The following is a 22,809-nucleotide window of genomic DNA, read 5'->3' as shown; positions in this document are numbered from 1 at the left end:
CGTGACTATCCCGATCCCCGCCGCTGAGCCCTGCCCACCCGACCCAGACCCACGAGCACGACGAAGGGCCCGACCGGATCGGTCGGGCCCTTCGCGTACGCCGCGTGCGCGGGTCAGCCGGTCAGGAGCCGGCAGCAGCCGTCAGCCGAGGTCGACGATCGCGGCGACCGGGCCGCCGCCGTCGGGGCCCTGGTGGGCGGCGGAGACCGAGACGAACACGGCCGGGTCGCCGGTGACCGCAGCGGTCACGCCGCCGACGCAGGACTTGATCTGGCGGTGCCAGTGCACGTCGGAGTCGTCGAGCATGGCGTTGCGGCGGCCGCGGACCTGGCCGTCACCGGAGACCTCGCACTTGAGGAAGACGTTGACGAGCTTGCCGTCGAGGTCGGTGTGGTGCGGGCGCTCGGGGAGGTCGAGGCCGGCGTCCTTGATCGCGGCCCAGATGCCGTCCTGGTCGAGGGCGTCGTTCATCACCGAGTGGCCGATGCGGTAGCGGCCGCCCACGCCGGTGGCGTTGCCGACGACGACGATCTGGGCCTGGTCGAGCTCGACGCCGGAGGAGCAGGAGGCGACCGAGGAGTAGAGGTCGCGGTTCTTCATGACGTCCTCGTCGGAGGGCATGTCGATCTCGCCGAGGGCGACCGCGATGCCGAGGCCGGTGACGCCGTTGGAGAGGTCCATGGACTCGTGGGTGTGCTCGGTCCACACCTCCTTGCCGCGGCTGTGGGCGTCGCGGATGGTGTGGATGGTCAGCAGCGGGGTCTTGGTCTGGACGTAGTGGACGTCCTTGGGGTCGCTGATGCCGGCGCGCTCCATGGCGACCTTCACGCCGTCGGCGACCTTCTTGATCATCGCGGTGTAGCCGATCTCCTCCGGGAGGATCGCCTCGCTCATCGCGAAGCCCACCGTGAGGCGCTGCTCCTGGCGGGTCGGGTCGTCCTCGGGGACGTCCACGGTCGCGAAGATGGTGGCGTGGGGGCTGATCACGCCGTCGGTGCCGCCGGACCACACGATCGGGACCTGCTTGACCTGGTCGGCCGGGGCGCCCTTCTCGACGAGCACCTCGCGGAACGCACGGTCGGCGATGATCCGGGTGTAGTCGTTCACACCGCCGTTGCCCTCGGTCTTGCCGATGATCGCGATGACGCGGTCGGCGGCGAAGACGCCCCCGTCGATGAGCTTGGCCAGCTCCGAGGCGTCGGCGACGGAGTGGATCGGGACCTTGCGGACCTCGATGGCAGAAGGCATGGGTCAGGCTTCCTTTCGGTCGGGGACGACGATCGTCCCAGCGGTGCGGTTGGCGGCTGCGACGATGGTGCCGAGGTCGGTGATGACACCGGGCCGGCCGGAGTGCTCGACGAACCGGCAGACGGCGTCGACCTTCGGGCCCATGGAGCCGCCGGCGAAGTGGCCGGCGGCGGCGTGCTCACGCATCTGGGACAGCGTGACCTCGCCGATGTCCTCGGCCTCGGGGGTGCCGAAGGCGAGGACGGCGTGCGCCACGTCGGTGGCGATCACGAGCATGTCGACCTCGATCGCGCGCGCCAGGAGCGCGGCGCCGAGGTCCTTGTCGATGACGGCCTCGACGCCGGCGAGCGAGCCGTCGTCGCGGCGTACCGTCGGGATGCCGCCGCCGCCGTTGGCGACGACGACGAAGCCGGCGTCGGAGAGGGCGACGACCGCGGGGGCGTCGATGACCTCGAGCGGCTCGGGCGAGGCCACGACCCGGCGCCAGCCGCGCTCGCCGCGGTCCTCCCAGGTCTCGCCGTGCTCCATCATCCGGCGCGCCTCGTCCTCGGGCAGGTAGCGCCCGACGGGCTTGCTCGGCTTCTGGAACGCCGGGTCGTCGGCGTCGACGCGGGTGCGGGTCACCAGCGCGGCCGAGGGCCGGTCGATCCCCCGGCGGCCGAGGGCGCGGTCGAGGGCGTTGACCAGGATGTCGCCGATGGTGCCCTGCGTCTGCGCGCCGCACCAGTCCAGCGGGACCGGGGGCACCACGTGCGCGGCCACTTCGTTCTTGACGAGGAGGTTGCCCACCTGGGGTCCGTTGCCGTGGGTGACGATGACGTCGACACCTTCGGCGACCAGGTCGGCGACGGCCTCCATCGCCTTCTCGGCGGCGGCGATCTGGTCCTCCGGACGGGCGCTGCCGTCCGGGGAGGTCATCGCGTTGCCGCCCAGCGCGAGGAGAAGTCTCATGCGTCGAACCTAGTGAGTGGGCTCACCCTCGTTCATCGTGCGGATCCGCCGACGCGACCCGCGAGCGCTGTCAACTTGTGCCAGCGAGGTCGCGGGCCAGCGCGGCCCGCAGGGAGGTGGGCGCCCGGCCCTCCCGCCCGAGCAGCGCGGCCAGCGGCAGCGGCCCGGTCGGCAGGCCGTGCCGGTCGTAGTAGGCGAACATCGCCCGCAGCCACTCCTGCTCGCGGGCGTCGAGCCCCTCGCCCCGCCACGCCTCCGGATCGGTGCGGCGCGCCGCCACCGGCCGGCCGAGCACGTCGGCGGCAGCGGCGGCGACGTCGGCGACGCTCACCAGCGCCGGGCCGCCGAGCTCGTACGTCGCACCCGCGTGCCCGTCGGTCGTCAGCACCGCCGCGGTGGCCTCGGCGACGTCGTGCAGGTCGACCAGCCCGAAGGGGGTGTCGACGGCGTACGGCACCTCGAGGTCCCCGCCCGACCGCAGGGCAGGCACGAAGTTCTGCACGTAGGCGCAGGGCTGCAGGACCGTCCAGCGCAGCCCGGAGCGCCGCACGAGGTCCTCGGCGACGGCCTTGCCGAGGTGGTGCGGCATGGCGGGGGCGTACGGCGAGGCGACCGAGTGGTGGACCACCCGGTCGACCCCCGCGGCGACCGCGGCGTCGAGCACGGTGGCGACGTACGCCGGCTCGTCGGGGTGGAGGTTCGGCGCGATGACGTGGACGGCGTCGGCCCCGGCGAGCGCCGCCGGGAGGTCGCCGAACGCGGCCCGGCCCAGGGGGTGCGCGGTGGCACCCGCCCGGGCCAGGGCCGCGCCCACGGCGCGACCGGTCTTGCCGTTACCGCCGAGGACGGCGACGTGCATCGGGTCCTGCCTCAGAGGTGGTCGACCTCGGCCGAGGCGGCGCCACCGGCGAGGGTGCCGTAGCCCGGGCCCCGGTCGAAGAACGCGTCGACCGGCTCCGGCCGGCCCGCGCGCTCCGCGGTGGTCGCCTCGGCGTCGTACGACAGCGTGTCGTCGTCGACCGAGCCGGTCAGCACCACGCCGTAGTCGGCGAGCGCCGCGGCCGGGGAGACCTTGCGCCAGCGCACGTCGCGGACGACGAGCTCGGGGTCGCGGTCCAGCGGGTTGCCCCAGCCGCCACCACCGGTGGTGCGGATGCGGATGGTCTCCCCCGCCTTCACCGGCTCGGAGTCGGCGAGGGCGTCGACCTCGCGCTCGTTCGGGCCGTCGGGGTCGATGGTGACCTGGAACGGCGTGCCCGCCTTGCCGCCCTTGACGCCCCAGCAGGCCAGGATCGAGCGGTCCGCGATGGACATGAAGTGCGCGTCCTTGAGCATGCGGATGTGCTTCTCGTAGCCCAGGCCGCCGCGGAACTGGCCGGCGCCGCCGGAGTCGACGGCGAGGCTGAGCGACTCCACGAGGAACGGGAAGCGCGACTCGGTGAACTCCGTCGGGAGGTTCCGGCTGTCGGGGACGACGTGGATGGTGTCTTCGCCGTCGGCGTAGTAGCGACCGCCCGAGCCGCCGCCGAGCACCTCGCGCATGAGGTACGGACGGCCCTCGAGGTCCTCGCCGTACACGCCGGTGTAGCGGATCGTCTCCTGGTCCGCCGGCATCTTGCCGTCGACCGCCTTGGCGATCACGCCGGCGAGCACGCCGAGCAGGCGCAGGATCACGAACGTGCGGGCGTTCGTCGGCGCCGGGAAGATCGGCGTCAGCAGCGTGCCCGGCTCGGGGAAGCGCATCTCGATGAGCGGCACGACGCCCTCGTTGACGTCGAGCTCGGCCATCCGCTCGGGGGTGTCGGCGAGGTTGCGCAGGATCGGCGCGAGCCACTTCTTGAGGAAGACGCCGTCGGAGTAGTCACCGCAGTGGTTGATCGGGCCCTTGGCCTGCGGGCCGGTGCCCGCGAAGTCGAGCACCAGGCGCTCGCCGTCGGGGTCGTCGGCCGCGGTGCGGGTCAGGGTGATCCGCTGGGTGTGCAGCTGCGGGTCGTCGACGCCGTCGTGCTCGGCGTAGTCCTCCCACGTCCAGGTCCCGACCGGGATCTTGGAGAGGATCTCGCGCCGGTAGGTCTCGGTCGAGCGGTCGATGATCGCGTCGAAGCAGGCCTCGACGGTCTCCACGCCGTACCGGTCGAAGAGCTCGCCGAGCCGGCGGGCGCCCATCAGGCACGCCGAGCACTCGGCGTCGAGGTCGGCGGCCAGCGACTCCGGCATGCGGGAGTTGCGGGTCATGATCGCCAGGGCGGACCGGTTGGGGACGCCGGCGTCCCACAGCTTGATCGGGGGGACCGCGAGGCCCTCCTCGTAGACGCTGGTGGCGTGCGAGGGCATCGAGCCCGGCACCGCGCCGCCGATGTCGTCGTGGTGGCCGAAGGCCTGGACGAAGGCGACCACGCGACGCTCGCCCTCCGGGCCGGCGAAGACCGGCACGGTGACGCAGAGGTCGGGGAGGTGGCCGATCCCGCCCTCGGAGAGGTAGACGTCGTTGTGGAAGAAGACGTCACCCTCCTTCATGTCCTCGATCGGGAAGTCACGCGCGACCGGGTGCACCAGGGCGGAGTACGACCGGCCGGTGAGCTTGCGCAGCTTCCGGTCGTGGATGCCGGCGCGGAAGTCGTGCGCGTCGCGGATCATCGGGCTGCGGCTGGTCCGCGCGATGGCCGTCTCGACCTCGTGCTCGACCGCGGCGAGCGAGCCCTGCACGATCTCGACGAGGACCGGGTCGGCGCCGCGACCGGCGTCGTCGGTCAGCGGGCCGAAGGGGAACTGCGTCGGGGCCCGGCGGCTGCCGAGGTCCGGAGCACCGGCGAAGGTGCCCGGGTGGGTGTCGGTGGTCATGCGTCGCTCCTCGTCACCACGATGTTGGCGTAGTCGTCGACCCGGGCGGTGAAGCCGGGGTGGATGGGCACGGTCGAGCCGAACTCCTCGATGATCACCGGGCCGGCGAGCACCTGGCCGGCGGGCAGGTCGGGGCGCCAGTAGACCGGCGTCTCGACGTACCCGGCGTCGGCGTCGAAGCAGACCTGGCGGGTGCCGGTCTGCTCCGGGGCCGCCTTGTCGGTCGGGGCCTTGGGGATCTCCGGGCGGCGGATCGGGCCGACGCCGGAGACGCGCAGGTTGACGACCTCGACCTGCTGGGTCGGGTCCTGCGCGAAGTCGTAGCCGTAGAGCGTGTGGTGCTCGGCGTGGAACCGCTCGGCCACCGCGGCCAGCGTCTCCGCGGTCACCGGGCCCTCGGGCACCGTGACCCGGACCTCGAAGGCCTGGCCGAAGTAGCGCACGTCGGCGGTGCGCACGAACACGTGCTGCTCGGGGTCGAAGCCCTCCTTGGCGAGCGCCGCGGCGGCGCGCTCGGTGAGCACGTCGTACTCGCGCTGGAGGACGGCCGGGTCGAGGTCGTCCTGGAGCGCGACGTGGGTCTGCACGTAGTCGTTCTTGACGTCCACGGTGAGCAGGCCGAACGCCGAGACGTTGCCCGGGTTCGGCGGGACGAGGACGGTCGGGACGCCGAGGATGTCCATCAGGCGGCACAGCAGCAGCGAGCCGGAGCCGCCGAACGTCGTGAGCGTGAAGTCGCGGACGTCGAGGCCGCGCTTGACGGTGACCTGGCGCAGGGCGTTCGCCTGGTTCCACGCCGAGATCTCCAGGATGCCGGTGGCGCAGGCCTCCGGCGTGATGCCGAGCTTGCCGGCCAGCTCCTGGATCGCCGAGGAGGCGGAGTCGACGTCGAGCGGGATCTCGCCGCCGAGCAGGTGCGGGGGGATCCGGCCGAGGAAGACGTGCGCGTCGGTGATCGTGACCTCGCTGCCGCCCTTGCGGTAGCAGATCGGGCCCGGGTCGGCGCCGGCCGAGTGCGGACCGACCTTGAGGGTGCCCTCGGGGGAGAGCCAGGCGATCGAGCCGCCGCCGGCACCGACGGTGACGACGTCGATCATCGGGATCTTGGAGGGGTAGACGCCGACGCTGCCCTCGGTGGTCAGCGTGGGCTCGCCGTCGATCACGACGGAGACGTCGGTCGAGGTGCCGCCGCCGTCGGAGGTCAGCACGCGGTCGAAGCCGGCGACCTTGGCGATCAGGGCCGCGCCGAGCGCGCCCGCGGCCGGGCCGGAGAGCACGGTGGTGATCGGCTGGTGCACGACCTCGTCGGCCGAGAGCACGCCGCCGTTGGACTTCATCACGTAGAACGGGATGGTGCGGCCACTCTGGCCGGCCAGGCGGTCCTTGATGTTGTTGACGTAGCGGGAGAGCTTCGGCTTCACCGCGGCGTCGACGAGGGTGGTCATCGAGCGCTCGTACTCGCGGTACTCGCGCAGCACCTCGCTGGAGATCGACACGACCGCGTCGGGGTGCTCCTCGGCGAGGATCTCGCGCATCCGCTCCTCGTGCGCCGGGTTGGCGTAGGCGTGCAGGAAGCACACGCCGAGGGTGTCGATGCCCTGGTCCTTGAACCAGCGGGCGACGTGGCGGGCGCCGTCCTCGTCGAAGGGGCGGATCTCCGCGCCGGTGTGGTCGAGGCGACCGCCGACCCCCTTGACCATGTCGCGGGGGACGATCCGGTCGGGCTTGACCCAGAAGTAGGAGTTGCCGTAGCCGTCGGGCACCGACTGGCGGGCGATCTCGAGCATCGCCTCGTAGCCCTCGGTGGTCACGAAGCCGAGCGCGTCGACCTTGCCCTCGAGCAGCTGGTTGGTCGCGACCGTCGTGCCGTGGCTGACCGCGACGACGTCGTCGAAGCTCGCCCCGGCCAGGTCCAGCACCTTGTCGATGCCAGCCAGGAACCCGTCGGCCGGGTTCGCCGGCGTGCTCGGGGTCTTGGTGGTGACCACCGCACCGCTGTCCTCGTCGAAGGCCACGACGTCGGTGAACGTGCCGCCGGTGTCGATGCCGATCCTCATCCGCCTTGCTGTCATGACGGACATTCAACTCACCGGGAGGGACCCCGGACGACGTCATCTTCTGCCGACAGATCGGCAGATCGTCGGCAGACCCTGCCGACGGCGTGCCGCTGGTCGAGCAGGCGACGTACTGCTGGTCGAGCAGGCGAGCCCTGGCGAGCCGTCGTCGAGACCCCGCGACCGTCCCCAGCGCCGCAAGCACCTCACCTCCCCGCTGGTCGAGCAGGCGAGCCCCGGCGAGCCGTCGTCGAGACCCGGCGACCGTCCCCAGCACCGCAGGCACCTCACCAGGTCTCGACGACGCTCGGCGCTGGCGCGCCTCCCTGCTCGACCAACAGAGCCCGCCCGCTGGTCGAGCAGGCGAGCCCTGGCGAGCCGTCGTCGAGACCGGCGACCGTCCCCAGCACCGCGGGCACCTCACCGGGTCTCGACGACGCTCGGCGCTGGCGCGCCTCCCTGCTCGACCAACAGGCGCGGGTCAGGGAGCGACGAGCTCCTCGACGGCGCGGGCGACCTCGAGCAGCCGCAGGTCGGCGCCGTGGGGGGCGACGAGCTGGACGCCGACGGGGAGGCCGTCGCGGGTGGTGCCGGCGGGGACCGAGATGGCCGGGCAGCCGGTGACGGTGATGAAGTACGCCGACCGCATCCAGTCCAGGTAGGTCTCCATCGGCCGGCCGTTGATGTCGGAGGGGAACTCCTGGTCCGCCGGGAACGGCGGCACCTGCGAGACCGGCAGCACCAGCACGTCGTAGGAGCCGAAGAACTCCCGCATCGTCTCCGACAGCGCGGTGCGCTGGGCGTAGGCCCGGGCGACGTCCGCGCCGGTGAGCGACTCCCCCGCCCGGATGTTGTCGGCCAGCGACGGCTTGAACGCCTCCGGGTGCTCGGCGAGCAGCGGGCCGAGCTTGGCCTGGAAGTGCCAGGCACGCAGCGTGCGGAAGGTGTCCTCGGCCAGGCCGAGGTCGGGGTGGGCGCCCGAGACCGCGGCGCCCGCCGAGGCGAGCGAGCGGCCGGCGGCCTCGACGACCGCCGCGACCTCGTGGTCGACCTCGAACGCGCCGCCGAGGTCGGTGCTGAGCGCCACCCGCAGGCCGCCCAGCGACGCCGGCCGGGGGTCGGCGAACGTCGCGCCCGGGTCCCCCAGCGCCTGCGGGGCCCGGGCGTCCGGGCCGGCCAACACGGAGAGCAGCAGCGCCAGGTCCGCGACGTTGCGGGCCATCGGGCCGCCGACCGAGGTGGTCTCCCACTGGTTGTACAGCGGCCACTCCGGCACCCGGCCCAGGCTCGGGCGCATGCCGACGACGCCGCAGAACGACGCGGGGTTGCGCAGCGAGCCGCCCATGTCCGAGCCGTCGGCGAGCGGCACCATGCCCGAGGCCAGCGCGCACGCCGCGCCACCGCTCGACCCGCCGGCGGAGCGGCTCGGGTCGACCGGGTTCAGCGTGGTGCCGAAGACCTTGTTGAACGTGTGCGACCCGGCCGCGAACTCCGGCACGTTGGTCTTGCCGATCGTCACCGCGCCGGCCCCGCGCACCCGCTCCACGAGCAGCTCGTCGCGGTCGGGCACGTGGTCCGCGCGCAGCGTCGAGCCGTACGTCGTGCGCCACCCGCCCACCGCGTGGGTGTCCTTGAAGGCGAACGGCAGCCCGTGCAGCGGGCCGACCTCCGCGCCGCCGGCCAGCGCCTCGTCGGCCGCGGCGGCGCCCTGGCGGGCCCGTTCCTCGTCGAGCGAGACGATCGCGTTGAGCTCGGGGTTGCGCTCGGCGATCCGGTCCAGGTGCAGGTCGAGCAGCTCGCGGGCGGAGATCTCGCGACGGCGCACCGCCGCGGCCATCTCCCGGGCGGTCGAGTCGACCGAGGTCATCGGCGACGGCCCAGCAGCCCGCCCACGACGACGCCGGCGAGCACCAGCGCGCCGCCGAGGGCGACCCCGGCGAGGAACGACTGGTCGCCGCCGGCGGCGGGGACCCGGCTCTGCTTCGGCGCGGGCGCGAAGACGCCCTGCTCGGCGGCGGCACCGCCGGCCGCGGCCGCGGCGGGGGCCTCGCCGGCGGCCGCAGGAGCGGCGGCAGGAACGGCGCTGGGGAGGCCCTCGGCGATGACCTTCTCGACGTTGCCGAAGAACTCCGCAGCCATCCGGCGCGAGACGCTGGTCAGCATCCGCTGGCCGACGCCGCCGATCATGCCGCCGACCACCGCGTCGGCCTCGTAGCTCAGGACGGTCTGGTCGCCCTCGCCGGCGAAGGTCACGCCGACGGTGGCGTCGATCGTGCCCGGCGCACCGGCGCCCTTGAGGCCCATGGTGAGCGACTCGTGCTGCTGCAGGTCCGAGAGCGTGCAGGCACCGTTGTAGGTGCCCTTGATCGCGGCGACGCCCGCGCTGACGGTCATCGCGTACGCGTTCTCACCGGTGGTCTGCAGCTGCTCGCACCCGGGGATGGTGGCGACGAGGACGCGGGGGTCCAGCAGCGCCTCCCACACCTTCTCGACGGGGGCGGCGATGGTGTTCTGGCCGGCGATCTTCATCGGTTCTCCTCAGGAGTCGTGGTGGCCGAGGCGTGCCTCGCCCGGAGCTCGAAGAGCTCCGAGGGCGAGATCGGCATGGCGGTGATGGGGAGCCCCTCGGCGTCCTCGATGGCGGCCGCGATGGCGGCCGACCCGGGGATGACGCCGGCCTCGCCGGCGCCCTTGATGCCCAGGGGGTTGAGCGGGGACGGGGTCTCGAGGTGGTCGATCTCGATCGAGTCGGGGACCTCGGTGACGTAGGGCATCAGGAAGTCCATGAAGGACGCGTTGAGCAGCTGGCCGGACTCGTCGTAGGCCATCTTCTCGTAGAGCGCCCCGCCGACTCCCTGGGCGACGCCGCCGTGGATCTGGCCCTCGACGATCATCGGGTTGATGACCGTGCCGCAGTCGTGGACGACGGCGTACTTGAGGATCGTGATCTCGGCGGTGTCGGGGTCGGTCTCGACGATCACGGCGTGCATGCCGGAGGCGAAGGTCGAGCGGATCGGCGAGTAGAAGTCCTTGCCCTCCAGGCCCGGCTCGTCGTCCTCGGCGACCGGCGGCTTGGTGGCGTCGCCGACCGAGAACTGCGTCGCGGCCTTCGACGCCTCGTCGAAGGCGTAGCGCAGCGGGTTGGACAGCACCGCGACCGTGCCCAGGTTGATCGAGGTGCCCGGGGAGCCCTTGACCGAGACGACGCCGTCGACGATCTGCAGGTCCTCGGGGTCCGCCTCGAGGGCGTCGGAGGCCAGGCGCAGCACCTTCTCCTTGGCGCGCTTGGCGGCGAGGTGGATCGCCGACCCGCTCATCACCGCGGCGCGCGAGGCGAAGGTGCCGACGGCGTACGCCATCCGGCGCGTGTCGCCCGTGGTGATCTCGACGTCCTCGAACGGCACGCCGAGCTCGTCGGCCACGATCTGCGCGAAGGCGGTCTGGTGCCCCTGGCCCTGGCTGGTCAGGCCGGTGGCGACCTTGACCTTGCCCGAGCTCTCGATGTTGACGTGCGCGCCCTCGTAGGGGCCGGCGCCGGTGCCCTCGACGTACGCCGCCAGGCCGATGCCGACGCGGCGGCCCTGCGCGGCCATCTCCGAGCGGTAGGCCTCGAAGTCGTCCCAGCCGACCAGCGTCTTGATCTTCTCCAGCATCGCCGGGAAGTCGCCGGAGTCGTAGATCGTCTCGCGACCGTCCTGGAAGACCAGGCCGTGGTCGTAGGGGAACTCGTCGGGCTGGATCAGGTTGACCTCGCGGACGTCGGCGCGGTCCTTGCCGAGGTACGCCGCGATCGCGTCCATCGTCCGCTCCATGACGAAGCAGCCCTGCGGACGGCCCGCCCCGCGGTACGGCGTGACGATCACGGTGTTGGTGTAGAGCGAGTCGAACGTGACCCGGTAGGGGCCGGTCTTGTAGGGCCCGACCAGCTGGGTCGAGGCGTTGATCGGGACGATCAGGCCGTACGGCGTGTAGGCGCCATGGTCGTGCCAGAACCGCACGTCGAGCCCGAGCAGGCGGCCCTCGTCGTCGAAGCCGACGTCGACGTGGTGCAGCTGGGCGCGCTCGTGCGCGGAGGAGATGAAGTGCTCGCGGCGGTCCTCGGTGAACTTCACCGGACGGCCGAGGCGCTGCGCGGCCAGGGAGACCAGCAGCTCCTCGGGCCACGGGTGGTTGATCTTGACGCCGAAGCCGCCACCCACGTCCGGGGTGATGACGTCGACCTGGAGCAGGTCGAGGCCGAGCTTGGCGGCGACCGCGGCACGGACGCCGGTCGAGGTCTGCGTGGAGGTCCACACCTGCAGCCGGCCGTTGGCGGTGTCCCAGCGCGCGGTGACGCCGCGGCCCTCCATCGGCATGCAGGCGCTGCGCTCGATGTCGAAGTCCAGCGAGAGCGTGTGCGGGGCGGCCTTGATCCCGGCCTCCGCGTCGCCGTTCTGCTGCACCGAGCGGGCGGCGATGTTGCCGGGGACGTCGTCGTGGACGAGGTTCTCCGCGGCGCGCGCGGCCTCGACGCCGACGACGGCGGGGAGCAGCTCGAAGTCGACGACGACCCGGCCGACGGCGTCCTCGGCGACGTAGCGGTCGTCGGCGACGACGATCGCGATCGCCTCGCCGACGTAGTTGACCTCGTCGCGGGCCAGGGCGTACTGCGTGCGCCCGTGGGTCAGCGTCGGGTGCGGGATGAGCAGCGGCAGCGGCTCGGCCATCGCGCCGTCGAGGTCGTCGTAGGTCCACACGGCGTGGACACCCTCGACGTCCAGCACGGCGTCGACGTCGACGGAGCGGATGCGGGCGTGCGCGTGGGGGCTGCGGACGACGGCGAGGTGGAGCGCGCCGAGGTCGATGTCGTCGACGTACTGCCCGCCGCCGCGGACCAGCCGGTCGTCCTCGACCCGCTGGACGGCCTCACCCATCAGCTTCGTGGTCATGCGCCCAGTCCCGTCGTCGATGCGTCGTCGTCGCGGGCGACCTCGGTCTCACCGGTCGCCGCCTCGAGGCCGCCGTCGTCGCCCTCCGGCGGGGCGGCCGCGGGCGCGTCGCCGCGCGCGATCTCCGCCGCACGCTCGACCGCCTTGACGATGTTCTGGTAGCCGGTGCACCGGCAGAGGTTGCCGGCGATCATCTCGCGGGCCTCGTCGTGGGTCGGGCAGGGGTTCTCCTTGATCCCGGCCGTGACCGTGGTCAGGAAGCCCGGGGTGCAGAAGCCGCACTGCAGGCCGTGGCACTCGCGGAAGGCCTGCTGGGCGGGGTTGAGCGACCCGTCCGGCTCGGCAAGGCCCTCGACGGTGGTGATCTCGCTGCCCACCGCCGAGACGGCGAACATCAGGCAGCTGCGCACCGGCCGGCCGTCGACCAGCACGGTGCAGGCGCCGCAGACGCCGTGCTCGCAGCCGACGTGCGTGCCGGTCAGGCCGCACTCCTGGCGCAGGGCGTCCGACAGCAGGCGTCGGGCCGGCACGGCGACGGCGTGGGTCACGCCGTTCACCTCCAGCCGGACGTCGTGGATCTTCTCAGCGGTGTTCTCAGCCACGGTCACTCCTCCCGAGCGTGGTCGTGGGCCGCGGTCAGCACGCGCGCGGTGAGCACCTTGGCCAGGTGCGCGCGGTACGCCGCGGAGGCATGGATGTCGGTCTCCGGCTCGAGCTGCGCCAGGGCGGCCTCGGCGGCCCGGGCCAGCGCGGCGTCGTCGACGGAGCCGGCGAGCGCGTCGGTCAGGTCGACCACGGTCGGCACGTCGGAGACCGAGAGGTAGCCGGCGCGGGCCGAGGTGACGCGGTCGCCCTCGACGGCGACGACGGCGGCCACGCCGCACATCGCGTAGTCGCCGTGGCGGCGGGAGATCTCCTCGAAGGCCACGCCGGAGCCGGCGGGCAGCGCGGGGAAGAACGCCTCGACGGCGACCTCGTCGTGGGCCAGGCTCGACTCGAGCGGCCCGACGTAGAGCTCGTCGGCGGCGATGGTGCGGCGACCGGCGGACCCGACGACGTCGACCGAGCCGCCGAGCAGCTGCAGGACCATCGGCATCTCCGCGGCGGCGTCGGCGTGGACGATCGAGCCGACGGTGGTGCCGCGGTTGCGGATGGTCGGGTGCGCCACGTTGGCCAGCGCGAGGGAGACGAGGGGCTGCACGCGACGTACGTCGGCGGAGGCGAGGACGTCCGCGTGCCGGGCGAGGGCGCCGATGCGGACCCCCGTCTCGTCGGCGGTGACGTGGTCGAGGCCCGGGAGCCCGTTGATGTCGACGAGCAGCGCGGGCGCGGCCAGGCGCATCGACATCAGCGGCACGAGGCTCTGGCCCCCCGCGAGCACCTTGGAGTCGGGGTGGCCGCCCAGTGCCTGGACCGCCTCCTCCAACGTCTCCGGACGGGCGTAGTCGAACGCCGTTGGCTTCACCGTGGAGGACCGGCCTTTCCCATCAGTATTTCGAGAAAATGAATGATGCGGGCCGGCCCGGGCGTGCGCCCGGGCCGGCCCGCCGCCGTGCTAGTGCGCGTGCGTCACGTCAGAGGTGCGCACCTGCTCGCCGCGAGGACGGCCGATGTTCACCAGGTGGTAGAAGACGATGACCATGATCGTGCCGAGCGCGATGCCGCTCAGCTCGAAGTCGTCGCCGATCTTCAGGGTCACGTTGCCGATGCCGGCGATGAGGCCGGCGGCCAGCGGGACCATGTTGAGCGGGTTGCCGAAGTCGATGCGGTTGTCCACCCAGATCTTCGCGCCGATGAGACCGATCATGCCGTACAGCACCACGGTGATGCCGCCCAGGACCCCGCCGGGGATGGCGTTGAGGAGCACGCCGAACTTCGGGCAGAGGCCCAGGATGATCGCGACCAGGGCGGCCACGTAGTAGGCCGCGGTCGAGTAGACCCGGGTGGCCGACATGACGCCGATGTTCTCGGCGTACGTCGTGGTCGGGGACGCACCGAAGGCGCTGGCGAACGCCGTGGCGACACCGTCGGCGCCGAGGGCGCGGCCCATGTAGGGGTCGAGGTCGTCGCCGGTCATCTCGGCGACGGCACGGACGTGGCCGGTGTTCTCCGCGATCAGCGCGATGACGGCCGGGATCACCAGCAGCGCGAAGGTGAGCGAGAAGTCGGGGGCGTGGACCTTGCTGACGCCGTCGGCGAGGTCGCCGGTCGGCAGGCCGAACCACTTCGCGTCGCCGAGGCCGGTCAGGTTGATCCGGTCGCGGGTGACGACCTCGCCGGTGCCGTCGGGCGAGGTGATCTGGCCGAAGACCGTGTCGGCCAGGAACGACAGCACGTAGCCGAAGATCAGCGCGAGGAAGATCGAGATCCGCGACCAGAAGCCGGGGAACCGCACCGTGGCGACCACGACGAACGCGGCGGTCGCCAGGGCGATCCACTGGTCCTGGGGCCAGTAGGTGTTGGCCACGACCGGCGCGAGGTTGAAGCCGATCAGCATGACCACGGCGCCGGTGACGGCCGGCGGCAGGAGGCGCTTCAGGGCACCCGAGCCGAGGAAGTGCACGGCCACGCCGACGAGCGCCAGGATCAGACCGGCGATGAGGATCGCGCCGGTGACGTCGGCGGAGTCGCCGCCCTGCGCCCGGATGGCGAAGACACCGGAGACGAACGAGCCGCTGGTGCCCAGGTAGCTGGGGACCTTGTTGTTGACGACCAGCAGGAACAGGATCGTGCAGATGCCGGAGAACAGGATCGCGAGGTTCGCGTCCAGTCCCATGATCAGCGGGAACACGAACGTGGCACCGAACATCGCCACGACGTGCTGGGCGCCCAGACCGATCGTCTTGCCCCAGCTCAGCCGCTGGAGCGGTCCTACAGCTTCACCGGGCGCAGGATCGACCTGCGTCCACTTGAACATCGACATGCGAGCGTTCCCTTCGCCAACGGTGGAACCGAGAGGACAGCGAGCCTATTGAGGCCCACGTCACGCTCTGTATGGCCACTTCCGCCGAAAGGACCCCAGGAACGTCGACACATGTCGCCCACCGTCCGCGGACGAGCCTCTGCTGCGGGTCAGCCGCCGACGACCTCGAGCACCTTCAGGGCCACCGCGACGTCGAGGCGCAGGTTGTGGTCGGAGGTGATCGGGCCGAGCAGCCGCTCGAGCTTGGTGACGCGGTAGCGGATGGTGTTGTAGTGGAAGAACTGCACGCGCGCGGCCTCCGCGACGTTGAAGTTCGTGGAGAGCAGCACCTGCAGCGTCTCGCGCAGCGCGGCCGCCTCCTCGGTCTGCCCGGCCAGCTCGCCGAGCACGTCGCTGGCGAAGGCCCGCAGCTCGACGTCGTCGGGCACCATCGCGATCAGCCGGTGCAGGCCGAGCTCGTCGAACCAGGTCGTGGTGCCACCCCCGCGCACGCGCCGGCCGACGGCCACGGCGCGGTAGGCCTGGGCGTAGCTCTCGGGCAGGCCGCGCACGTCGGAGGTCACCCGGCCGACCCCGACCGAGAACGGACGCCGGCCGCCGCCCTTGTCGCCGGCGACCGCGCGCACCAGGCGCATGACCAGGTCCGAGCCCGGCTCGTTGCCCGCCTGGGCGCCCGCCTGGATCCCCGGGGACCGGAGCACCGTCACCACCTCGGAGCCGAAGTCGGCGACCGGGACGGACTTGGAGACCGCGCCGACCACCTGGCGCCAGGCGTCGGCGAAGCGCTCCTGCCACTGGCGCTGCTCCTCCACGGTGCCCGCGGGCTCGCCGGCCGGCTGCGGATCCAGCTGGGCGACCAGCACGATCGAGGGCCCGCCGAGCTCCCACCCGAAGCCCACGACGTGCTCGCGGACGAACTCCTCCGAGCCCGCCCGGCCGAGCAGCACGTCGCGCAGGAAGTCGCCGCGGTACTTGTTCTCCACCGCCGAGACCGCCTGCTCCCGGCTGATCGAGAGGGCGACGGCGGTGGCGGCCCGCCGCAGGGCGACCGTCTCGGAGTCGTCCAGCTCGCGGCCGGCGACGACCACCAGGTGGCCGAGCGGCTGGGACGGGGTCGCCACGGGGAGCCGGTGCACCCGCGAGCCGTCGAGCAGCACGGTGTCCTCCGCGCCGATCCGCTCCACGCGCAGGCGCCCCGTCGGGTCGACGAGGTCGCCCTTGACGAGGCTGGCCTGGGTCATCTCCGAGAGCCGGGTGACCCGCTCGCGGCCGTCGGTCGTGGTGACGGCGACGTCCGCGCGGAGCGCGGCGCGGATGGCGTCGACGACCGCGCCGAGGTCGGCGTTGGCGAGCACCTGCTGGGCCAGCGCCTCGGCCAGGTCGTCCACGTCGAGGGGCTCGTCGCGGGGCACGTCGCCGGGCAGGTCGCCGGGCACGTCGGACGCAGCCTCGCCCGCCGTCGTTATCAACTCTTGCATCGGCTCGGGGCCGGAGTTGGCAATGCTCACCATTCGGCGCACCCTAGTTGATCCGTTAGCGTCCGATGGGTGCCACTGCCCGCCTCGTCCCCCACCCGCGTCGCGGGCGCCGGGACCGCCGCGCTGCGGCGTCGGCTGCAGGACTCGCCGGGCCGGGGCCAGGTGGTGCACGCCGGGGCGCAGGCGGTCTACGTGCTTCTCGGCGACCGGGTCGTCGGCGTCGCCGCGCGCGGCGCCGTGCACGTCCCGGCCACCATCGCCACCGCGCTGACCCACCTGCCCGCCGTCGAGGTGGGCGCCGCCGCCGAGGTGGCCGACGGCGTGCTGCACGTGGCGGGACTGGCGGTCTCGGTCGACCGGCTGGTCGCCGGCGACGTGCCCCGCCTGTCTGCCGACGCCGGCGCCCGGCTGGCCGCGACCCTCCCCGACCTCTCGCCCGCTCGCGACCAGCTGCCCGCCGCGGCGCTGGCCGCGCTCGCCTCCGGTGACGGCGCGGCGGTCCTGGACCTGCTCGGTCGCGGCGACGGGCTCACCCCCGTCGGGGACGACGTGGTCGCGGGCTGGCTGGTGGCCGCGCGCGGCCTGGAGCGCGACCGCGACGCGGTCGCCGACGCCGTACGCCGGCACGCCCACCGCACCACCGCCCTGTCGGCCACGCTGCTGGTCGACGCGATCGAGGGCGGGTGCATCCCGGAGTTCCGGGCGCTGCTGCTCGCGCTCGCCGCCCGCGGCGACGCGGCCTCCCCGTCGGGGGTGGCCGCCGCAGCCTCGCGGCTGGCCGCCGTCGGCCACACCTCCGGCGCCGGGATGCTCCTGGGCGCCACCCTCGCGCTCGGCACCTGAGCCACCCCGGCCCTGCGCCCCCCACTCCCGTCCCGCCCGTCCCCGACCCCGAAGGAACCACTCGATGACAGTCGAGCACGTCGAGATCCGCCCCGGCGCGTACGCCGACAGCGTGGCCCTGCTGCAGGTCAGCCGCGACGTCGCCGCCACGCCCGGGGTCGCCGCGGCCCAGGTCGCGATGGCGACCGACCTCAACCTGGAGGTGCTCGCCGGCATGGGCTTCACGCTCCCGCCGGCCTCCCCCAACGACATGGTCGTCGCGCTCCGGCTCGACGACGAGGCCGCGCTGCCCGCGGCCCTGGCCGCGGTCGACGCCGCGCTGGCCGCCGCCCGGAAGGGCTCGACCTCGGGCGACACCACCGTCGCGGCGCCGCGCACCACCGGCTCGGCGCTGCGCCGCGCCGGCGGCGGCCTCGCGCTGGTCTCGGTGCCCGGCGCCTCCGCGCTCGTCGAGGCGATGGACGCCCTGGACGCCGGCTCCGACGTCATGGTCTTCAGCGACAACGTCCCGGTCGAGCAGGAGCTCGCCATGAAGCAGATCGCGCGCAGCCGCGGCCTGCTCGTGATGGGTCCCGACTGCGGCACGGCCGTCGTCGGCGGCGTCGGCCTCGGCTTCGCCAACACCACCGAGCCCGGTCGCGTCGGCATCGTGGCCGCCTCCGGCACCGGCTGCCAGCAGGTCCTCGCGCTCCTCGACCGCGCGGGGGTCGGCGTCTCCGCCGCGCTCGGCGTCGGCGGCCGTGACCTGTCCACCGCGATCGGCGGCATCTCCACGATGACCGCGCTCGACCGTCTCGACGCCGACCCCTCGATCGAGCAGGTCATCGTCGTCTCCAAGCCGCCGGCCCCCGAGGTCGCCGCCGCGGTGGAGGAGTACGCCGCAGGGCTGGGCACGCCGGTCCGGTTCGCGCTGCTCGGCGGCGACCAGCCCGACATCACCACCCAGGTCGAGGGCCTGCTCGCCGACCTCGGCGTGGCCGTCCCCGAGTGGCCGACCTGGGGCACGCCCGCCACCGCCACCGGCGGGTCCGCCCTGCGCGGCCTGTTCGTCGGCGGCACCCTGTGCGACGAGGCGATGCTCCTCGCCGCCCAGTCGCTCGGGCCGGTCCGCAGCAACATCCCGCTCTCCCCCGAGCTGGCCCTCGGGTCCGACCTCACCGCCGACGGTCACCTGATGATCGACTTCGGCGACGACGGGCTCACCCGCGGCCGCGCGCACCCGATGATCGACCCGACCCTGCGGCTCGACCACCTGGCGAAGGTCGCCCAGGACCCCGAGACCGCCGTGATCCTGCTCGACGTGGTCCTCGGCCACGGCGCCCAGGCCGACCCCGCCGCCGACCTGGCCCCCGCCATCGCCGCCGCGCGCGGCGTCCGCGAGGTGCCGGTGGTCGTCGCCTGCGTCGGCACGTCCGCCGACCCCCAGGGCCTCGAGCGCCAGGCCGAGGCACTCGCCGCCGCCGGCGCGGAGGTCCACCTGTCCAACGCCGCAGCCACCCGCCGGGCGGTTGCTCTCGTCTCCGGAGGGACGCTGTGAACCAGCCCGCGAACGCCACCATCCCCAGCCAGGCTCCCGCCGCCGTCGCGGCCGTGGGCGCCGACATGTTCGCCGCTGCGGTCGAGGCCCAGGCCGTACCGGTCGAGCGCGTCGACTGGAAGCCGCCGATGGAGGGCACGGTCGACGACCTCGCCACCGTGGCCGCCGACCCGCTGCGCCGCGACGCCAACGCCCTCGCCGTCTCCCGGATGCTCGACGTCCAGGCGATGCTCGTCGGCGTCGCCCCGGCCTCGGAGCTCCTCGGCCTGGAGAAGGGCCAGTTCCTGCACGCCGGCCCGCCGATCGAGTGGGCCCGCACCGCCGGGCCGCTGCGCGGCGCGCTCATGGGCGCGGCCGCGTTCGAGGGCCTGGTCGAGGACCCCGAGGACGCCGTCGCGCTCTTCGAGTCCGGCGCCGAGGTGACCCTCGAGCCGTGCCACCACCGCAGCGCGGTGGGCCCGATGGCCGGCGTCGTCTCCCCGTCGATGTGGATGTTCGTCCTCGAGGACCCGGCCACCGGCCGGCGCACCTACTGCTCGCTCAACGAGGGCCTGGGCAAGGTGCTGCGGTACGGCGCCTACTCGGCCGAGGTGCTCGAGCGGCTGCGCTGGATGCGCGACTCGCTGGGCCCGCTGCTCGCCGAGGCCGTCGAGGCGGCCGGCCCGATCGACGCCACCGCGATCCTCGGCCAGATGCTGCAGATGGGCGACGAGGCGCACAACCGCAACCGCGCCGGCACCCTGATGCTGCTCCGCGACCTCGCGCCGCACCTGGTCCGCTCCTCGCGGCCGGCCGAGGACGTCGCCCAGGCGCTGGCCTTCGTCGGCGGCAACGACCACTTCTTCCTCAACGTCGCGATGCCGGCGTGCAAGCTCGCGCTCGACGCCGGCCGCGACATCGAGGGCAGCACGATGGTCGTGGCGATGGCCCGCAACGGCACCGACTTCGGCATCCAGGTCTCCGGCACCGGCGACCAGTGGTTCACCGGCCCCGCACAGCTCGCCGACGGCCTCTTCCTCGGCGACTACGGGCCGGAGGACGCCAACCCCGACATCGGCGACTCCGCGATCACCGAGACCGCCGGCATCGGCGGCTTCGCGATGGCGGCCGCCCCGGCGATCGTCCGGTTCGTCGGCGGCACCGTCCCCGACGCGCTGGCCACCAGCCGCCGGATGCGCGAGATCACCATCGGCGAGAACAACCGCTGGCCGATCCCCGTCCTCGACTTCGCGGGCGCCGCCACCGGCATCGACGTCTCCGCCGTGTGCCGCACCGGCATCCTGCCGCAGATCAACACCGGCATGGCCGGCCGCGTCGCCGGCGTCGGCCAGGTCGGCGCCGGCCTGGTCACCCCGCCCGCGTCGATCTTCCCCGCCGCCCTCGCCGCCCTCGCCGAGCGCACGCGCTCCCGCGGCGCCGTCGCCTGACGGCCGCCACGCGACGTACGACGGCGCCCGCCACCTCGCCGGTGGCGGGCGCCGTTCGCGTCTCCCGCCCCTGATGCTTGTGTGACTACTGGGGCTGGGGTGACGCGCAACATCCCAAGTTAACTTGGGATTCTGAAGGTTCCCTGCTGTTGCAACGGCAGGGAAGCGTCAACATCCCAAGTGAACCTGGGATGTCGCAAGGCACGCCGAGAGGCTCTCGGGTCAGCCGGCGCGGCAGGCGACCAGCACGCCGACCACCAGCTCGCGGCCGATCAGGTCGGCGATCTCCTCCTGCTGCGCCTGGGCGCGGGCCCAGCGGGGGTCGTCGCGGTGGGCCCGCTCGACCGTCGCGTCGACGGCGTCGGCGGCGGCCTGCCAGTCCTCCGGCGTGCCGGGGAGGTCGGCGAGCCGGGCCTCGTCGACGAGCACGAGGCCGGCGGCGGCCACCGCGGCGAGCAGCTCGTCGTGGTCGGGGAAGTGGTTGCCCTCGGGCTGGGTCGGCAGGACGTCGACGGTCCGCACGTACACCAGCAGCCCCACGCCGCCCCCGGGCACGACGGCCCGCCGCAGCTCGGCGAGGTGGGCCGGCTTGTCCTCGACGGTGCACAGCACGCCGAGCGACCAGGCGCAGTCGAACGACGCGTCGGGGAACGGCAGCGCCAGCCCGTCGGCCGCGACGACCGGCGCGTCGAAGAGCTGCCGGGCCGCCCAGCAGGCACCGGTCATCGGCTCGGCCAGCACCGGCACGGCGTCCCGCTCGCGCGCGACGTACGCCGCCGGGCCGCCGACCCCCGCGCCGGAGTCGAGCAGCCGCGAGCCGGCACCCACGCCGATCGCGTCGGCGAGCCAGTCGAGCGCGGCGGGACTGCCGCTGCCCCGGCACGCGGCCGGGAGGGCGTGGTCCGCGCCGAGCTCCTCGACCGCGGCGACCGTCCACGCCGCCACCGTGTCGAACTCGTCGACCATGGGGTCCTGCTCGCTCATCACGCCTCCCGGATCCGTGTGCCGACCTCGGCCTTCACCCGGGCGCCGGCCAGCTCGCCCTGGCTCGAGCCGAGACCGGACAGGTTGACGCCCACGACGCCGTCGATCGCGAGCAGCGACCTCGCCTCGCGCACTGCCGCCTCGATACCCGCCTCCCGCACGTCCGAAGCGCCGAGCACCGCCTCCACCTGCGTGCCGTCGAGGTGCAGGCCGGGGAACCGCTGCAGCACGCGCGCCGACCGCTCGTCGGTGTAGACGGCGACCGCGGCGACCACGGGGATCGTGAGCCCCAGCCCCCGGGCCGCCCCGACGAACGACCCCACGTCGGCCGGCGACGCCACGTGGTTCAGCACGGCCAGGTGCGCGCCCGCCCGCTGCTTCTCCACCAGGCGCCGCGGCCGGACGTGCCGGGGCGCGGCGGACGGCGCCTCGGGCACCGCGACCGCGTGCCCGGCCTCCCGGGCGAGGGCCGCCAGCTGCGTGCCGTCGAGGTCGAAGACCTGAGTCACCCCCGGTCGGATCCCGGGCGCCCGCACGTCGCCGGTGACGCAGAGGACGCCGTCGACCCCGGCGACGGCGAGCCCGGTGAGCTCCTGCTCCAGCACGACCCGGTTGCGGTCGCGGCAGGCGAGCGTCACCCACGGCGCGCCCCCGGCCCCGGCGACCAGGTCCGCCATCATCACCGGCGGGAGGTCCGGCCGGTTCTGGTGCTCGCCGACGAGCAGCCCGTCGCAGGACCCGGCGAGCAGCCCGGCGATCCGCGACACCGCGGCGGGGTCGTACGCCGGCACCGTCAGGTCGGTCAGCACCACCGGGCCGCGTCGCGCCGCCGCCAGCAGCCGGCTCCGGTCGGCACCCGGCGTAGTCGGGTGGGCCGGGTGGGCCGGCGCGCCGTCCCACGGCACCACCGCCGCCGGCTCCTGGGCGAAGGGGCAGGGCCGGGCGTCGAGCTCGCAGGACGCGTCGTCGCGCACGCCGCCGCACGGACCGAAGCGCATCCGCTTCGGGCAGGTCTCGACCGGGGACGTCACGGGGCCGTCCCCAGCTCGGAGTCGATGTCGAACCGCGGACGCCCCTGCGGGACGACCCGGAGGTGCTCCTCGTCGCGGCCCGTGTCGTAGAGCTGGACCACCACGGCCTGCTCGACGCCGCCCTGGAACCGACCGATCCCGCGGCACGCCAGCACCAGGCGCAGCCCGTCGTCGTCGGGGTCCTGCTCCGCCAAGTCGGAGCGGTGGTCGGTCGCCACCTCGAACCGGTCGACGCGCAGCAGCCGGGCACCGGGCCGCTCGTTCGTCGCCGCCACGGCCTGGTCCCGCAGGCCCGCGCAGTCGACGTCGTCGTACGACGCGGACCCGCCCAGCAACCCGGTCGCCGCCAGGCCGAGCACGACCACACCGGCACCGACCCCGCCCGCGACCGCCGCCCGCCGACGCCTCCGACGGCGCTCGGTCGTGGCGGGCCGGACGTCGTCCGCCTGCCCGCCGGCCGGCGCACCGAAGGCCGGGCCGTACGGCGGCGGGCCGGAGCGGTGGTCGTCGATCACGGCACCTCCGACGGCTGCGAGCGGCTGGTCCGGGTGGGACCTGCCTCGC

18 protein-coding genes are annotated in these 22,809 nt (G+C 73.7%); 3 read left to right on the top strand and 15 right to left on the bottom strand.

From position 1 onward, the window contains the following. Positions 1 to 141: 141 nt before the first annotated feature. The 12 genes from AB0N29_RS09500 to AB0N29_RS09445 all read right to left on the bottom strand — a co-directional run bounded on the left by AB0N29_RS09500 (position 142) and on the right by AB0N29_RS09445 (position 16,456). Positions 142 to 1,248 (bottom strand): ring-opening amidohydrolase, encoded by a 1,107-nt coding sequence (locus tag AB0N29_RS09500; RefSeq protein WP_302269252.1) that lies wholly within the window; start codon positions 1,246 to 1,248, stop codon positions 142 to 144. 3 nt (positions 1,249 to 1,251) lie between these two features. After that, on the bottom strand, positions 1,252 to 2,199 hold the full coding sequence (arcC, locus tag AB0N29_RS09495; protein ID WP_302269251.1) for a carbamate kinase: 948 nt from the start codon (positions 2,197 to 2,199) through the stop codon (positions 1,252 to 1,254). A gap of 70 nt (positions 2,200 to 2,269) precedes the next feature. After that, positions 2,270 to 3,058: an NmrA family NAD(P)-binding protein gene (locus AB0N29_RS09490; protein ID WP_364866109.1), complete on the bottom strand. Its 789-nt coding sequence runs from the start codon at positions 3,056 to 3,058 to the stop codon at positions 2,270 to 2,272. An 11-nt stretch (positions 3,059 to 3,069) separates the two neighbouring features. Beyond that, positions 3,070 to 5,040, bottom strand: coding sequence for a hydantoinase B/oxoprolinase family protein (locus AB0N29_RS09485; RefSeq protein WP_364866107.1), 1,971 nt, complete (start codon positions 5,038 to 5,040; stop codon positions 3,070 to 3,072). Next, positions 5,037 to 7,097: a hydantoinase/oxoprolinase family protein gene (locus AB0N29_RS09480; RefSeq protein ID WP_364866104.1), complete on the bottom strand. Its 2,061-nt coding sequence runs from the start codon at positions 7,095 to 7,097 to the stop codon at positions 5,037 to 5,039. The genes AB0N29_RS09485 and AB0N29_RS09480 overlap by 4 nt, the downstream gene beginning before the upstream one ends. Positions 7,098 to 7,575: 478 nt before the next feature. Further along, a complete protein-coding gene (locus tag AB0N29_RS09475; RefSeq protein ID WP_364866102.1) occupies positions 7,576 to 8,961 on the bottom strand; it encodes an amidase in 1,386 nt (461 codons plus the stop codon). Continuing rightward, on the bottom strand, positions 8,958 to 9,623 hold the full coding sequence (locus AB0N29_RS09470) for a carbon monoxide dehydrogenase subunit G (protein ID WP_364866099.1): 666 nt from the start codon (positions 9,621 to 9,623) through the stop codon (positions 8,958 to 8,960). Before AB0N29_RS09470 ends, AB0N29_RS09475 begins: the two co-directional genes overlap by 4 nt. Next, complete coding sequence (gene cutA / locus AB0N29_RS09465) at positions 9,620 to 12,022, bottom strand: aerobic carbon-monoxide dehydrogenase large subunit (RefSeq protein WP_364866096.1); 2,403 nt, start codon at positions 12,020 to 12,022, stop codon at positions 9,620 to 9,622. The genes AB0N29_RS09470 and cutA overlap by 4 nt, the downstream gene beginning before the upstream one ends. Further along, the gene (locus AB0N29_RS09460) at positions 12,019 to 12,624 is read right to left on the bottom strand and encodes a (2Fe-2S)-binding protein (RefSeq protein WP_364866093.1); all 606 of its coding nucleotides are present in this window, start codon (positions 12,622 to 12,624) and stop codon (positions 12,019 to 12,021) included. The genes cutA and AB0N29_RS09460 overlap by 4 nt, the downstream gene beginning before the upstream one ends. 2 nt (positions 12,625 to 12,626) lie before the next feature. Next, complete coding sequence (locus tag AB0N29_RS09455; RefSeq protein ID WP_302269243.1) at positions 12,627 to 13,487, bottom strand: xanthine dehydrogenase family protein subunit M; 861 nt, start codon at positions 13,485 to 13,487, stop codon at positions 12,627 to 12,629. Positions 13,488 to 13,577: 90 nt separating this feature from the next. Continuing rightward, entirely contained in the window at positions 13,578 to 14,945 is a 1,368-nt protein-coding gene (locus AB0N29_RS09450; protein ID WP_302269241.1) for a solute carrier family 23 protein, read from the bottom strand. A gap of 149 nt (positions 14,946 to 15,094) precedes the next feature. Further along, positions 15,095 to 16,456 carry a helix-turn-helix domain-containing protein gene (locus AB0N29_RS09445; RefSeq protein ID WP_364866089.1) on the bottom strand — a complete coding sequence of 454 codons (1,362 nt, stop codon included), beginning with the start codon at positions 16,454 to 16,456 and terminating at the stop codon, positions 15,095 to 15,097. 36 nt (positions 16,457 to 16,492) lie between these two features. On the opposite strand from AB0N29_RS09445, the gene AB0N29_RS09440 reads away from it, so the two are divergent. The 3 genes from AB0N29_RS09440 (at position 16,493) to AB0N29_RS09430 (ending at position 20,230) form a co-directional block, all read left to right on the top strand. Then, positions 16,493 to 17,266, top strand: coding sequence for a DUF2877 domain-containing protein (locus AB0N29_RS09440; protein ID WP_364866087.1), 774 nt, complete (start codon positions 16,493 to 16,495; stop codon positions 17,264 to 17,266). A 64-nt stretch (positions 17,267 to 17,330) separates the two neighbouring features. Further along, positions 17,331 to 18,803, top strand: coding sequence for an FdrA family protein (locus tag AB0N29_RS09435; RefSeq protein WP_364866084.1), 1,473 nt, complete (start codon positions 17,331 to 17,333; stop codon positions 18,801 to 18,803). Next, positions 18,800 to 20,230 carry a DUF1116 domain-containing protein gene (locus AB0N29_RS09430; RefSeq protein WP_364866082.1) on the top strand — a complete coding sequence of 477 codons (1,431 nt, stop codon included), beginning with the start codon at positions 18,800 to 18,802 and terminating at the stop codon, positions 20,228 to 20,230. Before AB0N29_RS09435 ends, AB0N29_RS09430 begins: the two co-directional genes overlap by 4 nt. A 222-nt stretch (positions 20,231 to 20,452) precedes the next feature. On the opposite strand, the gene AB0N29_RS09425 is transcribed toward AB0N29_RS09430, so the two are convergent. From AB0N29_RS09425 to AB0N29_RS09415, 3 genes are read right to left on the bottom strand one after another with little or no spacing between them, the layout of a single operon-like run. After that, positions 20,453 to 21,214 carry a class I SAM-dependent methyltransferase gene (locus AB0N29_RS09425; RefSeq protein WP_364866080.1) on the bottom strand — a complete coding sequence of 254 codons (762 nt, stop codon included), beginning with the start codon at positions 21,212 to 21,214 and terminating at the stop codon, positions 20,453 to 20,455. Then, positions 21,214 to 22,245 carry a methylenetetrahydrofolate reductase C-terminal domain-containing protein gene (locus AB0N29_RS09420; protein WP_364866078.1) on the bottom strand — a complete coding sequence of 344 codons (1,032 nt, stop codon included), beginning with the start codon at positions 22,243 to 22,245 and terminating at the stop codon, positions 21,214 to 21,216. The genes AB0N29_RS09425 and AB0N29_RS09420 overlap by 1 nt, the downstream gene beginning before the upstream one ends. Further along, a complete protein-coding gene (locus tag AB0N29_RS09415) occupies positions 22,242 to 22,760 on the bottom strand; it encodes a hypothetical protein (protein WP_364866076.1) in 519 nt (172 codons plus the stop codon). The genes AB0N29_RS09420 and AB0N29_RS09415 overlap by 4 nt, the downstream gene beginning before the upstream one ends. Positions 22,761 to 22,809 lie beyond the last annotated feature (49 nt).

This window comes from Nocardioides sp. NPDC092400 (assembly GCF_040684155.1).
Lineage (GTDB): Bacteria > Actinomycetota > Actinomycetes > Propionibacteriales > Nocardioidaceae > Nocardioides.
Note: the sequence above shows the minus strand (reverse complement) of the source record. Positions and strands in the feature narration are given on the sequence as shown.